Source organism: Microbulbifer agarilyticus, assembly GCF_020171345.1.
Classification (GTDB): Bacteria; Pseudomonadota; Gammaproteobacteria; order Pseudomonadales; family Cellvibrionaceae; genus Microbulbifer; species Microbulbifer agarilyticus_D.
On record NZ_JAIUZM010000004.1, the window covers coordinates 282,959 to 297,749 of the forward strand.

The following is a 14,791-nucleotide window of genomic DNA, read 5'->3' on the forward strand; positions in this document are numbered from 1 at the left end:
CCACAAGGAAGAGGCTCTGACATGCCGAAGCTCAACGATTCTGATCTGTTCCGCACGCAATCCTTTATCAACGGCCAGTGGCTGGATGCCGATAGTGGTAATACCCTGGAGGTTACCAACCCGGCCAATGGCGAAACCGTCGCCACCATCGCAAGCCTGGGTGCCGCCGAAACCCGTCGTGCCATCGAGGCCGCCAATGAAGCCTGGCCAGCGTGGCGTGCACTGCCGGTGAAACAGCGCGCGAAAATTCTGCGCGACTGGTACAACCTGATTGTCGAAAACGTCGATGACCTGGCCGCAATCCTCACCGCGGAGCAGGGTAAGCCGCTGGCGGAAGCAAAAACCGAAATTATCTATGGCGCTAATTACCTGGAGTGGTTTGCCGAGGAGGCCAAGCGGGCTTACGGCGATGTGATCGCCCCACCTGCCGATGACAAGCGCATTGTCGTGATCAAGCAGCCAGTGGGCGTAACCGCTTCCATCACACCGTGGAATTTCCCCAGCGCGATGATTGCGCGCAAGGTCGCCCCCGCATTGGCCGCAGGCTGTACTTTCGTTGCCAAGCCCGCATCGGAAACACCACTCTCCGCTTTGGCGCTGGCCGTACTGGCGGAAAAGGCCGGCGTCCCCAAGGGGGTCTTCAACGTGGTGGTGGGTAAAAGCTCGCGGGAAATTGGCGGTGAGATGACCAGCAACCCGCTAGTGCGCAAATTCACCTTTACCGGCTCCACCGCGGTGGGCAAGCAGTTGCAGGCCCAGTGTGCGGAAACCATCAAGAAAACCTCCATGGAGTTGGGCGGTAATGCCCCGTTTATCGTGTTCGACGATGCGGATATCGACGAAGCGGTAAAAGGCGCGATCATCTGCAAATACCGCAATGCCGGACAAACCTGCGTCTGTGCCAATCGCATCCTGGTGCAGGAAGGCGTGTACGATGAGTTCGCAAAGAAATTCTCCCAAGCGGTGAATGGGTTAACCCTGGGTAATGGCGCAGACAGTGGCACCGATGTTGGCCCCATGATCAACCCGGGCGCGGTCAAAGACGTTACTGCGTTGGTGGAAGACGCATTGAGTAAAGGTGCCAAGGCGCTGAACCCGGGTGGCCCGAGCGAACTGGGTGCGTGCTTCTATACCCCCGCGGTATTGGGGGACGCGAACGACACCATGCGCCTGTTCAAAGAAGAAATTTTCGGCCCGGTTGCGCCGCTGTTTAAATTCAGCACCGAAGAAGAAGCGATCCGTATGGCCAACGATACGGAATTTGGCTTGGCCTCGTATTTTTATGCCCGCGATATCGGTCGCATCTGGCGCGTATCGGAAGGACTGGAATACGGTATGGTCGGGATCAACGAGGGCATCATTTCCAATGAGATGGCGCCCTTCGGCGGCATCAAAGAATCCGGCAGTGGCCGCGAAGGTTCCAAGTACGGAATCGATGATTATCTCGAGATTAAGTATCTGTGCATGGGTGGCATTTGAATATCCCTGCGCTGAGTATTGAGCCCGTTGCCATCACTCACTCCTGTTTTACGGATAAATTCGGCATCCCGCGCCAGCCTCTGCTGGCGGATGCCAGCCGCGCATCCCTCGAATTGCTGCCACCCTACAGCGACCCGGAAGCTGTTTCCGGCCTGGAGCAATATACGCACCTGTGGCTCACCTGGCAGTTTCATCAGGTTGCAGGGCAATGGTCTGCCAAGGTTCGCCCGCCGCGTCTCGGCGGCAATAAAAAAATGGGGGTATTTGCCACCCGCTCCCCGTTCCGGCCGAATAATATCGGCTTGTCCGTGGTGCGACTGATTGAAGTGCGCGTGAATAAAGCCAGCGCGCCGGCAAAAGTTGAAATCATCGTTGCCGGTGCCGACCTGCTAAATGGCACCCCGATTCTGGATATCAAACCCTACATTCCTTACGCGGATAATGTCCCCGAGGCTGCCAGCGAATTTGCGGATGCCGCCCCGGCTGCCACGCAGGTAAACATCCCGGTTCCAATCGCGGAAATTGCGCGTAACTATCAAGATGAGTGGGGCACCGATTTGTTGGCGCTAATTCAGCAGGTGCTCGCGCAAGACCCCAAGCCCGCGTACCAGCAGCCCGACCCATCGCGAATCTACGGGATGGAGCTTTGCGGGTTTAACCTGCAGTGGCGCTATGGGGATGACGGGATTCAAGTAGCGGCACTAACCCCGCTCGAGTCGAATGTAATTACGGAAGGAAAGGGCGAGTGAATGTAAAACGTGGGCTCCGGTCCCTGGTTAAGTTTGCATTGCTGGCTGCGTTGGTCGTGGTCGCGGTTTCCTGGTATCACGCCCGCAGCATGCCCAAGGGGCAGGCACCGGATCTACTGGCGCCCGACATTAATGGCCTACCGATCAATCTGCAGGGTATGACTCAGAAAGGCCCCGTACTGATTTATTTCTGGGCCACCTGGTGTGGTTATTGCCGAGTGGTGTCGCCGGCGGTGTCCGATCTATCCGAGGAATACCAGGTAATCAGTATCGCCCTGCAATCCGGTACGCCGGATGAAGTGGCCACCTACCAGCAGGAACATAATCTCAAGTTCCGCACCATCAATGATCCCAGCGGCGCACTCAGTGCCGGCTGGGGCCTCAAGGTAACCCCCACCATTGCCATCGTCGATAGCTCGGGTGAAGTCAGTACCGTGACCGCCGGCATGGCTTCCCGCTTGGGGCTAAAAGCCCGGTTATGGTGGGCCCAGATGGGCAAAGGCAGTTAATTTGTTGGCGTCTCTTGGCTAGATCAGTGGCGGGTCTTAGTGGGATCCAGGTCTTCGCTCATCACATCGTCAAACGCTGGCTGGCCGGGAATCTTGTGGCCCTCGCTGGCCCACTCTCCGAGATCGATCAGCTTGCAGCGCTCGCAGCAAAATGGACGGTGTGGGTTGGTGGCGCTCCACTCGATTGGTTTTTTGCAGGTGGGGCAGGGCACGGTTGGCTTGTCTGGGGAAGAATGATCGGACATGGGTGACGGCTATTCCGGTTTCGTCGCCAGCTGGACGTACTGCGCGTGCAGCGCATCCACCTGAGCGTTCAGGGCTTCTGGAGAGCCACTATTATCCAGAATATCGTGTGCCTGTGCACATCGTTCGGCGCGCGGGAGCTGCGCGGCCATGATTTTGCGTATCTGCTCTGTCGAGTTGCTGTCCCGCGCAGTGGCACGGGCAAGTTGCAGTTCTTCCGGAATATCCACCACACACACCCGTTGCACCAGCGCGACTTGGCCGGATTCAATTAGCAGCGGTGACTCGAGAATGGCGTAAGGCGCGCTATGGGTTTCTGAACTGGCGGCTAGACAGGAAATAATTTCTTCTCGGATAAGTGGGTGGGTCAGCTGTTCCAGCCAGCGCCGCTCTTCGGGATTGTCGAATACGTGTTTGCGCAGTGCAGCGCGGTCCAGCTCCCCACTTTTTAGCAGTATGTCGGCCCCGAAGTGCTCGGCAATGGCGGCGAGCGCTGGGCGTCCGGGCTCTACCACCACGCGTGCGGCGATATCTGCGTCCACTACGTTAACGCCGTGATGCCGAAAGCGCGCCGCCGCGGCAGATTTGCCGCTGCCGATACCACCGGTCAGCCCGACAATAAACATGGCTTAGCTGCTCATCCCAGACACGCGGAAGTACCAGCCCATAATCTGCTCGCCCCACAGCATGGCAATCCACGCCGCGCCCGCGAGGTAGGGACCAAAGGCGATTGGCAGGTTCTTGTCACGCCCGGAAATCAGCGTCCACAGAATACCCGCGAGGGCACCTACCGCGGCAGACAGTAAGATCACCAGCGGCAGCACCTGCCAACCAAACCAGGCACCGATGGCAGCCAGAATCTTGAAGTCTCCGGCCCCCATACCTTCCTTGCCGGTAACCAGCTTGAAGACATGGAAAATACTCCACAGCACCAGATAGCCCGCAATCGCCCCGATCACCGCATCCTGCAACGGCGCAAACACACCCCATAGGTTGATCAGCAGGCCCGCCCATAACAGCGGCAGGGTGATACTGTCGGGCAGTAGCTGCTTGTCAAAATCAATCCCGGTTAATGCCACTAACGCCCAGGTGAACACTACCCCGGCCAGTGCCTGCCAGGTAAAGCCCAGCTGCCAAACCACGATCGCGGTCAAAATGCCGGTTGCCAGTTCTACTAGCGGGTAGCGCTTGGAGATCGCCGTGCCGCAATTGCCACATTTACCGCGCAGCAGCAGGTAGCTGATGATCGGGATGTTCTGCCAGGGTTTGATTTCCTGGTTGCAGCTGGGGCAGTGGGAGTGGGGGAGAACCAGATTGTAGTTCTGGCCCAGTAGCTGCTCTTCTGCCGCAGGTGGCGTCTTGTCAAAGTAAGCGTAGAAATCCCGCTGATATTCCCGCTCCATCATGATGGGCAGGCGGTGGATAACGACGTTCAGGAAACTGCCGATTAGCAGGCCTAAAATAAAAGCGCTGCTAATAAGCAGCGCTGGGTATGTTTCAAGATATGCTAGCACTTGGATTGTCGTTCTCGATTAAACCACTTGACCGATTTGGAATATTGGTAAGTACATCGCCACCATCAGGCCACCTACAAGAATACCGAGAACAGCCATAATCATGGGCTCCATCAGGGTGGTTAAGTTATCCACCATATTGTCTACAGCTTCTTCGTAGAAGTCCGCAGATTTGCCTAGCATTTCATCCAATGCACCCGACTCTTCGCCAATAGCGGTCATCTGCACCAGCATGATTGGGTATAGGCCTGAGCTGCGCATGGCGCCATTCAGTGGAATACCGGTCGCTACAGCATCTCGAATTTTTAGCGTTGCCTCTTGGTAAACCACATTGCCGGTTGCTCCAGATACCGATTTTAAGGCATCGATTAGTGGAACACCTGCCGCAAAGGTGGTTGCGAGTGTGCGTGCATAGCGGGCACAAATTGAGTTATAAGTAATTTGGCCCAATATTGGCAGTCTTAGCATCAATTTATCGAAGAAATTGGCTACATTCTTATTGCGTTTCTTCGCTTCCAGAACTCCGCCTATTCCTACGACGAGTACCAACAAAGCAATAAACCAGTTTTGTTGCATCCATTCAGAAATGCTCAGAACGAACAGGGTAAAGGCTGGCAGGTCAGCGCCAAAGCTGGAGAAAGTTTCAGCGAACTGGGGGACGACTTTGACGAGAAGAATGGCTGTTACAACCACCGCAACGACGATTACCGCAATTGGGTAGGTCATGGCCTTTTTAATTTTGGCCTTGAGCGATTCGGTTTTCTCTTTGTAGGTGGCGATACGGTCCAGCATTGTTTCCAGTGCACCGGACTGTTCTCCGGATGCCACGAGGTTACAGAACAGATCGTCAAAATGAAGGGGGTGTTTGCGCAATGCGTCGGCAAAAGCGGTACCGGAGGCGACGTCATCGCGGATCTTCAAAATGAGTTCTTTTAGGCCCTCGTTGTCGAGGCCATCAGCCACGATTTCAAAGCTCTGTACCAGCGGGACACCGGCCTTCATCATTGTCGCCATCTGGCGGGTGAAAATCGCAATGTCTCCGGGCTTAACTTTCTTTTTACCACCAAATAGCGGTTTGGGCTTTTTTTGCACCTTATTGGCAATAATGCCCTGACGGCGCAATTGTGCTTTGATCAGGGCCGGGTTGTTACCACTGATCTCACCTTCTACTTTATTTCCCTTGGCATCCACGCCCTTATAAAGGTAGGGGACTGCTGCTGCGGCGGCTTTGGCCATGGTGTTGTTCCCGAATTCTTATTGTCGATCGAAAAAATTAGTCTTTGGTGACCCGGTTGGCTTCTTCTAGGCTGGTTACTCCCATCACCACCTTGCGCAAGGCGGAGGTACGGAGATTGTTAAACCCTTCCTGCTTGGCCTGGTCGGCAATCTGAATAGAGTTGCCGCCTTCCATTATAATGCGCGAGATTCCGTCGGTAATGCGAACCACTTCATACACACCCACGCGTCCCTTGTAGCCTTTTGAGCAGTGTTCACAGCCTACCGGTTGGTAAATTTGCCATTCGGATTTAGGGATTGTGACCGCGTCAAAACCTTCGTCCTTTAAAACCTCTTCAGGCAGTTCCGCAGGTTTCTTACACTCACCACACAGGCGTCGTGCCAGTCGCTGGGCAATAATCACACTGACGGAGGTGGCGATGTTGAACGTGGGAACACCCATATTCATCAGTCGGGTCAGGGTTTCCGGTGCGGAGTTGGTATGCAGGGTGGACAATACCAGGTGGCCGGTCTGCGCGGCCTTGATGGCAATCTCTGCAGTTTCCAGGTCCCGGATCTCACCCACCATCACAATATCCGGGTCCTGACGCAGGAAGGAACGCAGCGCCTCAGCGAAATTCAGGCCGACCTTGTTAGAGACGTTTACCTGGTTGATGCCCTCGAGGTTGATTTCCACTGGGTCTTCCGCGGTGGAAATATTCCGCTCGGAGGTGTTAAGGATATTCAGGCCGGTGTATAGCGATACGGTTTTACCGGAGCCTGTAGGCCCGGTTACCAGAATCATGCCCTGAGGTTGCGCGAGGGCATCCAGGTAAATCTGTTTCTGCTCTTCTTCATAACCGAGCGCATCAATACCCAGTTTGGCCGAAGATGGATCGAGAATCCGCAATACGATTTTCTCACCCCACAGGGTGGGAAGGCTGTTCACGCGGAAATCGATGGCCTTGGTTTTGGACAGCTTCATCTTGATACGGCCGTCCTGTGGGACCCGACGCTCGGAAATGTCCATTTTGGACATGACCTTTAAACGTGCGGAAATTCTTGTGGCCAGCTGAATCGGTGGACGGGCGACTTCGTGCAGTACACCATCGGTGCGCAGGCGCACCCGGTAGGATTTTTCGTAAGGCTCAAAATGGATGTCGGAGGCCCCGGTGCGAATAGCGTCAAGTAACACCTTGTTTACAAAGCGCACAACCGGGGCTTCGTCACCGCCTACGTCGCCATCGTCTTCCCTGGCCTGATCTCCGCCTTCCACGTCTAGGCTATCGAGATCTTCGTCGTCCAGGCCAGCCAGTCCACCACCGATATCACCGCTATTGGAGAGATAGCTCTCGATGGCTTTGGCGAGCTTGTCTGTTTCAACCAGTACCGCCTCGGTATTCAGACCGGTATTGAAATTAATTTCGTCGAGGCCGGCGAGGTTAGTGGGGTCCGCTACCGCTACAAATAGCCGATTGCCTCGCTTGTAGAGCGGCAAGGCGAAGTGCTTGCTAACTAGCTTTTCACTGAGTACATCTTTGGGCAGCAGGTCAAAATTGTAGCTAGACAGGTCAAACAGTGGTGAACCGAATGCCTGACTGGCGATATTAGCCAGCTCTCGGCTTTTAACCAGTTTCGCTTCCACCGCGTGCTGGGCGAAACTCTGGCCTTCTCGCTTGGCGGCCTTCAAAGCGGATTGTGCGGTGGGCTCATCAATGGCCTTGTCGATGACCAGGCGCTTGGCCAGTCCGCTCAGGGGAATGCTGCTCATGAGAAATTATTCGCGTTTCGGGTGTACGTTTTTTGTTCTGATTGTGGCGGATTATTGGACTGATTACGCCAGTACACCAATATAGCGAATTCGCCGCTGACCGCCAATTGCTGAAAAGCTAATTACATCACAGTGTTAAGTCGGAAAGCTCAACGACTCTGTGAGCAAAAGTAAGGTGCTTTTATCCTGGTCAGTTCCTTTGATGTTGTTACAGTGACAATCTGTGTCACTAACGACTCAGGTTCGTTTAAAGTTTGTTCAACTTGTGCGTCTCGTGTTCACCGGGAGTCGGAAATATCTCTCATTACCGATGTTTTGCGGAGCTTTCCCTGTTGCGCGTTTTGCCACAATCCTTGTATGGTAACTGCCGACTTCCTCACGGGATTTCGTCCAAAGAACAACAGTCTGTATGGAGACGGTTACAATGAAAAAGCAACAGGGTTTTACTCTTATTGAATTGATGATCGTGGTTGCGATCATCGGTATTTTGGCTGCAATCGCGCTGCCTGCCTACCAGGATTACACCGCGCGTTCACAGGCTGCGGAAGCGCCGAAAGTTACCGCCGGGCTGGCGACTGACATTGCGGTTTACATCTCTGAAAATGGTGAGGCTGGCGTTGAAGCTGATGCGAATGTAATTGCATCCGCTGCGGCCCTTAATGGCAAATATATCACTGATGCTGCCGTAACTGTCGCAGTTGGTGGCATTATTAGCGTGCCGTTTGATGCTGGCGTTCTGGCTGGCCAAACCATGACTTTGTCGCCGACCATCAATGGCGGCCAGATTTCTCAGTGGACTTGTGCTGGTCTGGACAACCCTAACCACCTGCCTTCTGGTTGTACGCAGTAAGTTGTAGGTACTAGGCTTCAATCGAGTCGAAGATTTTTGATTGCTAGCCAGGTAAGAGCCCCACTGTGGTGGCAAAGTTTTCACTAAAGCTTGAATAGCCAAGTGCGGGCTGCAAAAAACCGGTTTCCCGAAAAGGAAACCGGTTTTTTTATGTGGGGATTCTTCTTCTTGGAGCTGGAGTGGATTGTCTCGTTTACGAGTAGCTGCTCGTTTTAAACACTGCTGGAAAAGGGGCTTAATTTGTCTACTTTAAGGTCTTCGGCATTTTCCCCCTCAGTAAGGTATGCGTTACTGGTGAGTAATTACTCCGACACTAGAATAAGGAAATGAGCCACCAAGAACGAGGAGTCAATGCCAATGGCTATCCCTTCCCACGTCCTCGAAACCGAGTTCCCCGACCTCGCCGACAGCATCCGCCACCTGGTCCAAGACAGTATCCAATACAAGAACGACCACGATAATTACCACAAGCTCGACAAGGCTATCCGAGGCCTGGAGGAGCGTGGGGTGGCGACGGATGACCACCACTTCAGAGAATTGAAAACCAAGCGCGCGCGACTAAAAGATCAGCTGTATTCGCAGGCCAAGAATTACCGCCCGCACTGAGGCTGGCTCGCGCTCTAGTCAAGGGAATGGGGGAGGCGAGTCTGCCGAGTCAGAATCGAGCCAGTTCGTCGCGCAGGTTCTGTTCCAGATCTTTTGGCTCGCTGATCCAGACGCTGTTGTCGGCGCCGGGAAAGACGCCGACTTCGATGCCGTCTTTGTCGAGTCCCGGTAGCCAGCGGTTGAGAAACTGGGGCAGGGGAATGCTCTTGGGCGTTAGTTCGTTGCTGTCTTCGGCACAGTCTTGGGAATAGTGCTCGGCGAAGTCGCTGCTGGGCCAGATGGGCAGGTATTCGAAGCCGCCGTCTTCCTCTCCATGCAGTTTCAGAAAGTGCTCGTCGCTATTGATCAGAATCCAGATCTCTCGCTCTTCACCCACGGCATCCAGAAAGTATTCAAAGCGTTCCTCGGCGGTCTGTGCCAATACGCTTTGCAGGTGATCGTTGCTCATTTTTTCTCTCACTTCTGTCCGTTCGCATGTCGGCGATACGGCTACTCGCCATTTACTTGATTCGCAGTTTACGGGTTTTACCGCTCAATTACTTCGCACTGTTTGTCCCGTATCAACTTCTTGGCATCGCACTCGCGGGCGTCTGCGGAAGATGGCGTGGCACTTGGTGCGACGCGCAGGAGCTTGAAGGTGGCTACAAGAGGTGGCCGGGTGCGTGTGCTTGTATGGGGAGCCCCGGAGCCTGACAAACTCTGATATACGATGCGGTGCGATGACCGGGGTGTGCATCGGGTGGCAGCCGCTCTTACCCGGCTTTTACGTCGCCGGAGGGTTGTAGCTGCTGGGCCACCAGTTCCGCGGTTTTGGTGGCGTTGTAATCCATGATCAGCTGCGGTTCATCGGTAAACACGCCGTCGGCGCCCATGGCGGCGACCAGGTTCAGGTCGTGTGGATGGTTTACCGTGAATACGTAGCTTTTCAGGCCGCGTTTGTGCCCGTCGGCGATAATCTCCGGGCACACAAAGTTCAGGCTGTGGTGCAGTGAATAGGCTTCCAGCGGCTCGGCGCAGGCGGCCAGGTCCAGTGGCACGCCATCAATGAGTACGCCTCTGCGTACCTGGGGAATCAACTGCAGGCATTGATAAACCTGGCGGTGGTCGAACGATGACAGGATGTACTGCTCGTAGCTGGCGCCGTTATCGTGGACGTAGGCTTCCAGTTCTTTTGCCGCCAGTGCTGCACAGTTGGGGCCCTTGAGTTCGATATTGAGCTGCGCGTTGTTGCCGATCAGCTCCAGCACCTCCCGCAGGGTGGGGACCTTCTCACCGCCGGGCAACAGCATTTTGCGCAGGGCGGCGGGGGCCATATCCGTCAGTAGCTCCTGGCCCGCGAGCAGGCGCCCCAGGCGACGGTCGTGTTTGACCATCAGCTCTCCCCCCACATTCCACACATCAATTTCCACACCGTCGATATCGAACTCCAGTGCGTGAGTGATAGCCTGCAGGGTATTTTCCGTGGCGCGCTTGGGGTAGCCACGGTGCGCAAAGCAAAAAAGAGTGTCGCTGGTTCGCATCTCGACGTCCACGATGGCGGAGGTCTCCCAAGGGTGTACCAGAAGTATGACCACGAGGTGACAGCGTGCCAAATACCCGAGGTAGAAAGTGCCGGAATTTTTTAGATCATTTAACGAAACACGAAGGCACGTTTATAACTGAACGGCTTTACGGTGGCTCGGAAGGGGGTGTTGTCGAGGTTTTACGAGGGGGAGGAGGAAAGCGGGCGCCGCGAAGCGCCCTGAGAGGGGCGGCCAGTTTACTGGCCGGCAAGTGCCCGGTATTGACCGCAGTGGAAGACCAGTGGCTCACCACCGGCGGCGGAAAATTCCACTACCTCGCCAAGCAGGATGGTGTGGTCGCCACCTTCAATGTTCTGCATGCGGCGGCAATGGAAGATGGCTGCGCAGTCATCTAGTTGCGGCACGCCATTGGCGTTCTTGTGCCATTTCACCTGGCCAAACTTGTCGGCGCCGCGGCCCGCAAACAGGTTGGATACGTTTTGCTGGTCGCCTTTCAATATGTGTACCGCGAAGTACTCACCTTCGGTGTAGGCCGCGTAGCTCATGCAACCGCGGTCGATGCTCCACAGGATCAATGCAGGGTCCAGGGACACGGAGTTAAAGCTGTTGACGGTCATGCCGACCGGCTCACCCTGCGCGTTCAGCGCGGTGATTACGGTCACGCCGGTGGCGAACTGCCCGAGGGTGTCGCGCAGGGCGCGGGCACGCTCGGCCTTGGCCTGAGCGTCTGCGGCAGGATTTGCTGATTCCCCGGAAGGGGTAGGTTGGGTGGATGCCGTCATACTTCGTTCAAATTGTGTACAAAAAATGTGCGGGCGGCCATTCTACGGGAAAAGTGCCGCCGGCGCGTGATTTTCTTTCGTTGCCCTACTGGAGTTCCTGGTTAGGAGTCCATCAATGGCACACAGCGCTTGCTCAGGTTGTCGCGCTGGGCAATGCCACTGCCGGTGAGGGCGAAGCCGAGCAGTTGGCCATCGTTGCTCAGGAATTCTGCGACGATGCCGTCTTCGAGTTCGGTGACCTTCCAGTCCGCGGTGCCTTCGACAAAACTGCCGGCACGCGGCGGGCACACTACCGTGGGGCGCAGGGTGGTTTTCACCGCTACTGGCAGAGTGCCGTATTGCACCTCGGTGTGGTTGCCGGCAAGGGTTTGTGCCAGCGCGCGTGCACTCTGGGTCAGGGGCGCGACAAAGAACAGGTTGTGGCCATCGACTTCGGCGCAGTCGCCGAGTGCGAAGATATCCGCGTCACTGGTTTGCAGCGCGCGATTGGTGGCGATCCCGCGTTTGATGGTGAGGCCGGCGCTTTCCGCCAGCCCCACGTTGGGCTTGAGGCCCAGGGCGGCCAGAGCCAGGTCCGCTTCGATGATACTGCCATTGGCCAATTGCGCGCGAATACCGCCTGCGTACTGCTCGAGCTTGGTGACGCCTGCGCCGAAATGGAAGCGCACGCCCGCCTGCTCAAGCGTATTCTGGATGTCGTGGCCCGCGGCTTCTGGCAGCAGGGTGGCTAGCGGCCATGCCTGTACATCTACCACATCCACCGAGTAGCCCGCCTGAATCAGGTCATTGGCGAATTCACAGCCAATCAGGCCCGCGCCGATCAGCAATACGCGCTTGCGGTTGGCCAGTGCGGTGCGGAAGCGGTGATAGTCGGAAAGGTTGTTGACGCGGAACAGGCGCGACATGCCGTTGCCTTCCATTGGCGGCAGCGGCGTGCAGTTGGCACCGGTGGCGAATACCAGGCGGCCATAAGGCAGCTCGGCGCTGATACCGCCGTCGGAAACCAGCGACAACAGTTTGGCATCGCGATCCAGATTGGTGACGTGGGTGTGCACCAGAATCTCCGCGTTCAGTTCCCGCGCCATGTCTTCGGCGCTGGCGGTCGCCAGCTGTTGCGGGGTCTTGCCATGGGCGAGCGAGGCGGACAATAGCGGCTTGGAGTAAAAGGTGCCATCGTCGCCGGTGATCAGGGTCAGCGGGGTGCGCTGGTCCAGTTTGCGGAACTCTTTTGCCAGGTGGTAGCCGGCGAGACCGGTGCCAATAATGACCGTTGGCAGGGTGTCGTCCAGAACGAGCGGTGCGGTTTCTGCCTGTGCCGCCGGGGCTGCTTCCGGCGCGGGCTGGCTAATCAGCACCATATCGAAATCTTCTTTACCCACGCCACATTCCGGGCAGGTCCAGTCATCGGGGATATCTTCCCAGCGGGTGCCCGGGGCAATGCCTTCTTCCGGCGCACCTTTGGATTCGTCGTAGATCCAGCCACATACCATGCACTCCCAGATGCGGTTGGCGGAGGTCTGTGCTGAGGCAGTTGGTGCGGGAGCGACGGCAGCTTGTGGGACGGTGCTCACTTCAGATTGCTGGGTGGGTGCATTGCCAACCACGGCCAACATTTCGAATTCATCTTTGCTGGCGCCGCACTCCGGGCAGGCCCAGTCGTCGGGCACGTCTTCCCAGCGGGTGCCCGGCGGGATGCCGTCATCCGGTGAGCCTTTGGCCTCGTCGTAAATCCAGCCACAAATCTGGCATTCCCACACGCGGAAGTTGGACATGGTTACCCCTGGAAACTGCTTTATTCATTAAGGTGACCAAGCACTGGTCAGACTTTCGTGGCAGAGGAGTGTAGGGAAAAACGGGGGGAAAGTTAAGGAAGCTGAGCCGGTGCTGGTGGAGTGCTTTAATCTTTGTCGCGCTGGGCGATGGTGGTCAGGGCCCGGTGGTAGATGTCATTGACTTGCTCGGGGCTTTCTATGGTCAGCTGCAGGTCTTTGATCAGCCCGTTGCTGAGGCGATATACCCAGCCGTGAACCGCGACTTTCTGCCCCCGATCCCAGGCATCCAGAACCGGGGGCGACTGGCACACGTGAATCACTTGCTCCAGTACATTCAGCTCACACAGTAGATCTCCACGCTGGTGCTGCGGGAACAGCTCGATCAGGGTGTGGTGCTTGTCGCGTACATCCTTGACGTGTCTTAGCCAGCTTTCGATGAGTCCCATGCGGGTATCTTCCAGCGCGGCATTGACCCCACCACAGCCGTAGTGCCCGACCACGAGGATGTGCTTAACCTGCAAAACTTCCACCGCGTACTGCAGTACGGAAAGGCAGTTTAGGTCGGAGGGTGCCACGACGTTGGCCACGTTGCGATGCACAAACAGTTCACCGGGCATCAGTCCAACGATCTGATTGGGCGTAACGCGGCTGTCCGCCGAGCCGATCCACAGGTAGTCGGGCGACTGCTGCGCGGAAAGGTCGCGGAAAAAGTCCGGCGCCTGCGTACGGGTAGTTTCCGACCAGTGGCGATTTTTCTCGATAAGGTCTTGCAGTTCAGGCAAGGCAATCAATCCGTTGGTTAGCGTCGTTTTGGCAGAATATCCTGTTTATGATCACTGGGGAATACGTTGAATTTCCAGCCGCGGATGCATCTATGCCCTCAGCGGCTAGCGGCCGCTTTATGCCTTCTGCTAACCTGCCTGCTTGCGCTTCAGGCAAAGGCTTTATCCAGCCGCGTATACCGGATCAACAAGGAGACCGAGCCATGGGGCTTCGCAGTGCCAAAATTCGCAGACCACGCCGCTTTAACCGACACAATGCAGTGCAGTCGCGGCGCCGAAAGAAAGTGCTTTGGCTCGCGGCCCAGCGGGCACGTATCCGCAATTACCGCCGCTTCTTCGCCGAGCAGGAGGAGATCGTGATCGAGGCCGAAGCCGGTCAGGTGGATCAGTAATTTATACGCCCGGAAGCACTCTGTTGAACCGCGTTTAAAAAACAACCATGCGACCGACTAAGGATGTGAGAATTGGGAAGTTCCGAGAATGATATTGTCACGGTGATCGCCGATTACCGTGACAGCAAACAGGGCGCTGATTTGCTGGCCCTGTTGAATGAATATGCTCTGGACCCCTGCGGTGGGGGTGAACCACTGCCAGAAATTTGTAACGAGCAGTTGCTGGCGCGTTTGGCCGAGTTTCCCGGAGCCTTTTCGATTCTGGCTTATCGCGGCGAGCAAGCCGTTGGCTTAACGAATTGTTTTATGGGGTTTTCCACCTTCGCGTGTAAGCCACTGGTGAACATTCACGATGTGGTGGTGAGTGCGTCGGCACGGGGTGCGGGGATATGCACCAAGATGTTCGAGCATGTGGTGGCAGAGGCCAAGGCGCGGGGGTGTACCAAGATCACCCTTGAGGTGCTGGAGAAAAACCTGCCGGCGCAGGCGGCGTATCGCAAGTGCGGGTTTAAACCCTATGCCCTGGATGAAGAGTTTGGCCAGGCGGAATTCTGGCAGCGCTACCTGTAACCCGCGATTGGGTCAGTGAGCGCCACCAGATTCA

The 14,791-nt window shown here is 56.2% G+C and carries 17 protein-coding genes; 7 read left to right on the forward strand and 10 right to left on the reverse strand.

Annotation, left to right across the window (positions count from 1 at the left end):
• The first annotated feature begins 21 nt into the window (after positions 1 to 21).
• Genes LCM31_RS14040 through LCM31_RS14050 form a run of 3 tightly spaced genes read left to right on the forward strand, consistent with a single transcriptional unit; the run spans position 22 to position 2,737 of the window.
• Positions 22 to 1,479, forward strand: coding sequence for an NAD-dependent succinate-semialdehyde dehydrogenase (locus LCM31_RS14040; protein WP_224871075.1), 1,458 nt, complete (start codon positions 22 to 24; stop codon positions 1,477 to 1,479).
• A complete protein-coding gene (gene tsaA / locus LCM31_RS14045) occupies positions 1,476 to 2,228 on the forward strand; it encodes a tRNA (N6-threonylcarbamoyladenosine(37)-N6)-methyltransferase TrmO (protein ID WP_224871077.1) in 753 nt (250 codons plus the stop codon). The genes LCM31_RS14040 and tsaA overlap by 4 nt, the downstream gene beginning before the upstream one ends.
• Positions 2,225 to 2,737 carry a protein disulfide oxidoreductase gene (locus LCM31_RS14050; RefSeq protein ID WP_224871080.1) on the forward strand — a complete coding sequence of 171 codons (513 nt, stop codon included), beginning with the start codon at positions 2,225 to 2,227 and terminating at the stop codon, positions 2,735 to 2,737. The genes tsaA and LCM31_RS14050 overlap by 4 nt, the downstream gene beginning before the upstream one ends.
• Positions 2,738 to 2,760: 23 nt before the next feature.
• Here the strand turns inward: LCM31_RS14050 and yacG are convergent, their stop codons facing one another.
• Genes yacG through pilB form a run of 5 tightly spaced genes read right to left on the reverse strand, consistent with a single transcriptional unit; the run spans position 2,761 to position 7,480 of the window.
• The gene (yacG, locus tag LCM31_RS14055) at positions 2,761 to 2,982 is read right to left on the reverse strand and encodes a DNA gyrase inhibitor YacG (RefSeq protein WP_224871081.1); all 222 of its coding nucleotides are present in this window, start codon (positions 2,980 to 2,982) and stop codon (positions 2,761 to 2,763) included.
• Positions 2,983 to 2,991: 9 nt separating this feature from the next.
• Complete coding sequence (coaE, locus tag LCM31_RS14060; RefSeq protein ID WP_224871083.1) at positions 2,992 to 3,606, reverse strand: dephospho-CoA kinase; 615 nt, start codon at positions 3,604 to 3,606, stop codon at positions 2,992 to 2,994.
• Positions 3,607 to 3,609: 3 nt separating this feature from the next.
• Positions 3,610 to 4,500 (reverse strand): prepilin peptidase, encoded by an 891-nt coding sequence (locus LCM31_RS14065; protein ID WP_404804555.1) that lies wholly within the window; start codon positions 4,498 to 4,500, stop codon positions 3,610 to 3,612.
• A gap of 12 nt (positions 4,501 to 4,512) precedes the next feature.
• Positions 4,513 to 5,730, reverse strand: a complete 1,218-nt coding sequence (locus tag LCM31_RS14070; RefSeq protein WP_224871088.1) for a type II secretion system F family protein — start codon at positions 5,728 to 5,730, stop codon at positions 4,513 to 4,515.
• Between the two features lie 37 nt (positions 5,731 to 5,767).
• Positions 5,768 to 7,480: a type IV-A pilus assembly ATPase PilB gene (gene pilB / locus LCM31_RS14075; RefSeq protein WP_224871090.1), complete on the reverse strand. Its 1,713-nt coding sequence runs from the start codon at positions 7,478 to 7,480 to the stop codon at positions 5,768 to 5,770.
• Positions 7,481 to 7,904: 424 nt separating this feature from the next.
• Between pilB and LCM31_RS14085 the strand changes: the two genes are divergently transcribed.
• Both LCM31_RS14085 and LCM31_RS14090 read left to right on the forward strand, forming a co-directional pair.
• Complete coding sequence (locus LCM31_RS14085) at positions 7,905 to 8,330, forward strand: pilin (RefSeq protein WP_318247451.1); 426 nt, start codon at positions 7,905 to 7,907, stop codon at positions 8,328 to 8,330.
• 357 nt (positions 8,331 to 8,687) lie between these two features.
• A complete protein-coding gene (locus LCM31_RS14090) occupies positions 8,688 to 8,936 on the forward strand; it encodes a YdcH family protein (protein ID WP_222250290.1) in 249 nt (82 codons plus the stop codon).
• Positions 8,937 to 8,985: 49 nt separating this feature from the next.
• Here LCM31_RS14090 and LCM31_RS14095 read toward each other — a convergent pair whose 3' ends face one another.
• From LCM31_RS14095 to can, 5 genes are all read right to left on the reverse strand, one after another.
• Complete coding sequence (locus LCM31_RS14095; protein WP_224871092.1) at positions 8,986 to 9,384, reverse strand: DUF2750 domain-containing protein; 399 nt, start codon at positions 9,382 to 9,384, stop codon at positions 8,986 to 8,988.
• Between the two features lie 304 nt (positions 9,385 to 9,688).
• Entirely contained in the window at positions 9,689 to 10,510 is an 822-nt protein-coding gene (locus tag LCM31_RS14100) for a glycerophosphodiester phosphodiesterase (RefSeq protein WP_224871094.1), read from the reverse strand.
• A gap of 185 nt (positions 10,511 to 10,695) precedes the next feature.
• On the reverse strand, positions 10,696 to 11,241 hold the full coding sequence (locus LCM31_RS14105) for a flavin reductase family protein (protein ID WP_224871097.1): 546 nt from the start codon (positions 11,239 to 11,241) through the stop codon (positions 10,696 to 10,698).
• Between the two features lie 101 nt (positions 11,242 to 11,342).
• Positions 11,343 to 13,013 (reverse strand): FAD-dependent oxidoreductase, encoded by a 1,671-nt coding sequence (locus LCM31_RS14110; RefSeq protein WP_224871099.1) that lies wholly within the window; start codon positions 13,011 to 13,013, stop codon positions 11,343 to 11,345.
• Positions 13,014 to 13,138: 125 nt separating this feature from the next.
• Positions 13,139 to 13,795: a carbonate dehydratase gene (gene can / locus LCM31_RS14115; RefSeq protein WP_222250302.1), complete on the reverse strand. Its 657-nt coding sequence runs from the start codon at positions 13,793 to 13,795 to the stop codon at positions 13,139 to 13,141.
• 203 nt (positions 13,796 to 13,998) lie between these two features.
• Here can and LCM31_RS14120 point away from each other — a divergent pair, with 203 nt between their 5' ends.
• Together LCM31_RS14120 and LCM31_RS14125 are read left to right on the forward strand one after the other, a co-directional pair.
• On the forward strand, positions 13,999 to 14,187 hold the full coding sequence (locus LCM31_RS14120) for a hypothetical protein (RefSeq protein WP_222231881.1): 189 nt from the start codon (positions 13,999 to 14,001) through the stop codon (positions 14,185 to 14,187).
• Between the two features lie 72 nt (positions 14,188 to 14,259).
• Positions 14,260 to 14,757, forward strand: a complete 498-nt coding sequence (locus tag LCM31_RS14125) for a GNAT family N-acetyltransferase (protein ID WP_224871101.1) — start codon at positions 14,260 to 14,262, stop codon at positions 14,755 to 14,757.
• Positions 14,758 to 14,791: the final 34 nt, after the last annotated feature.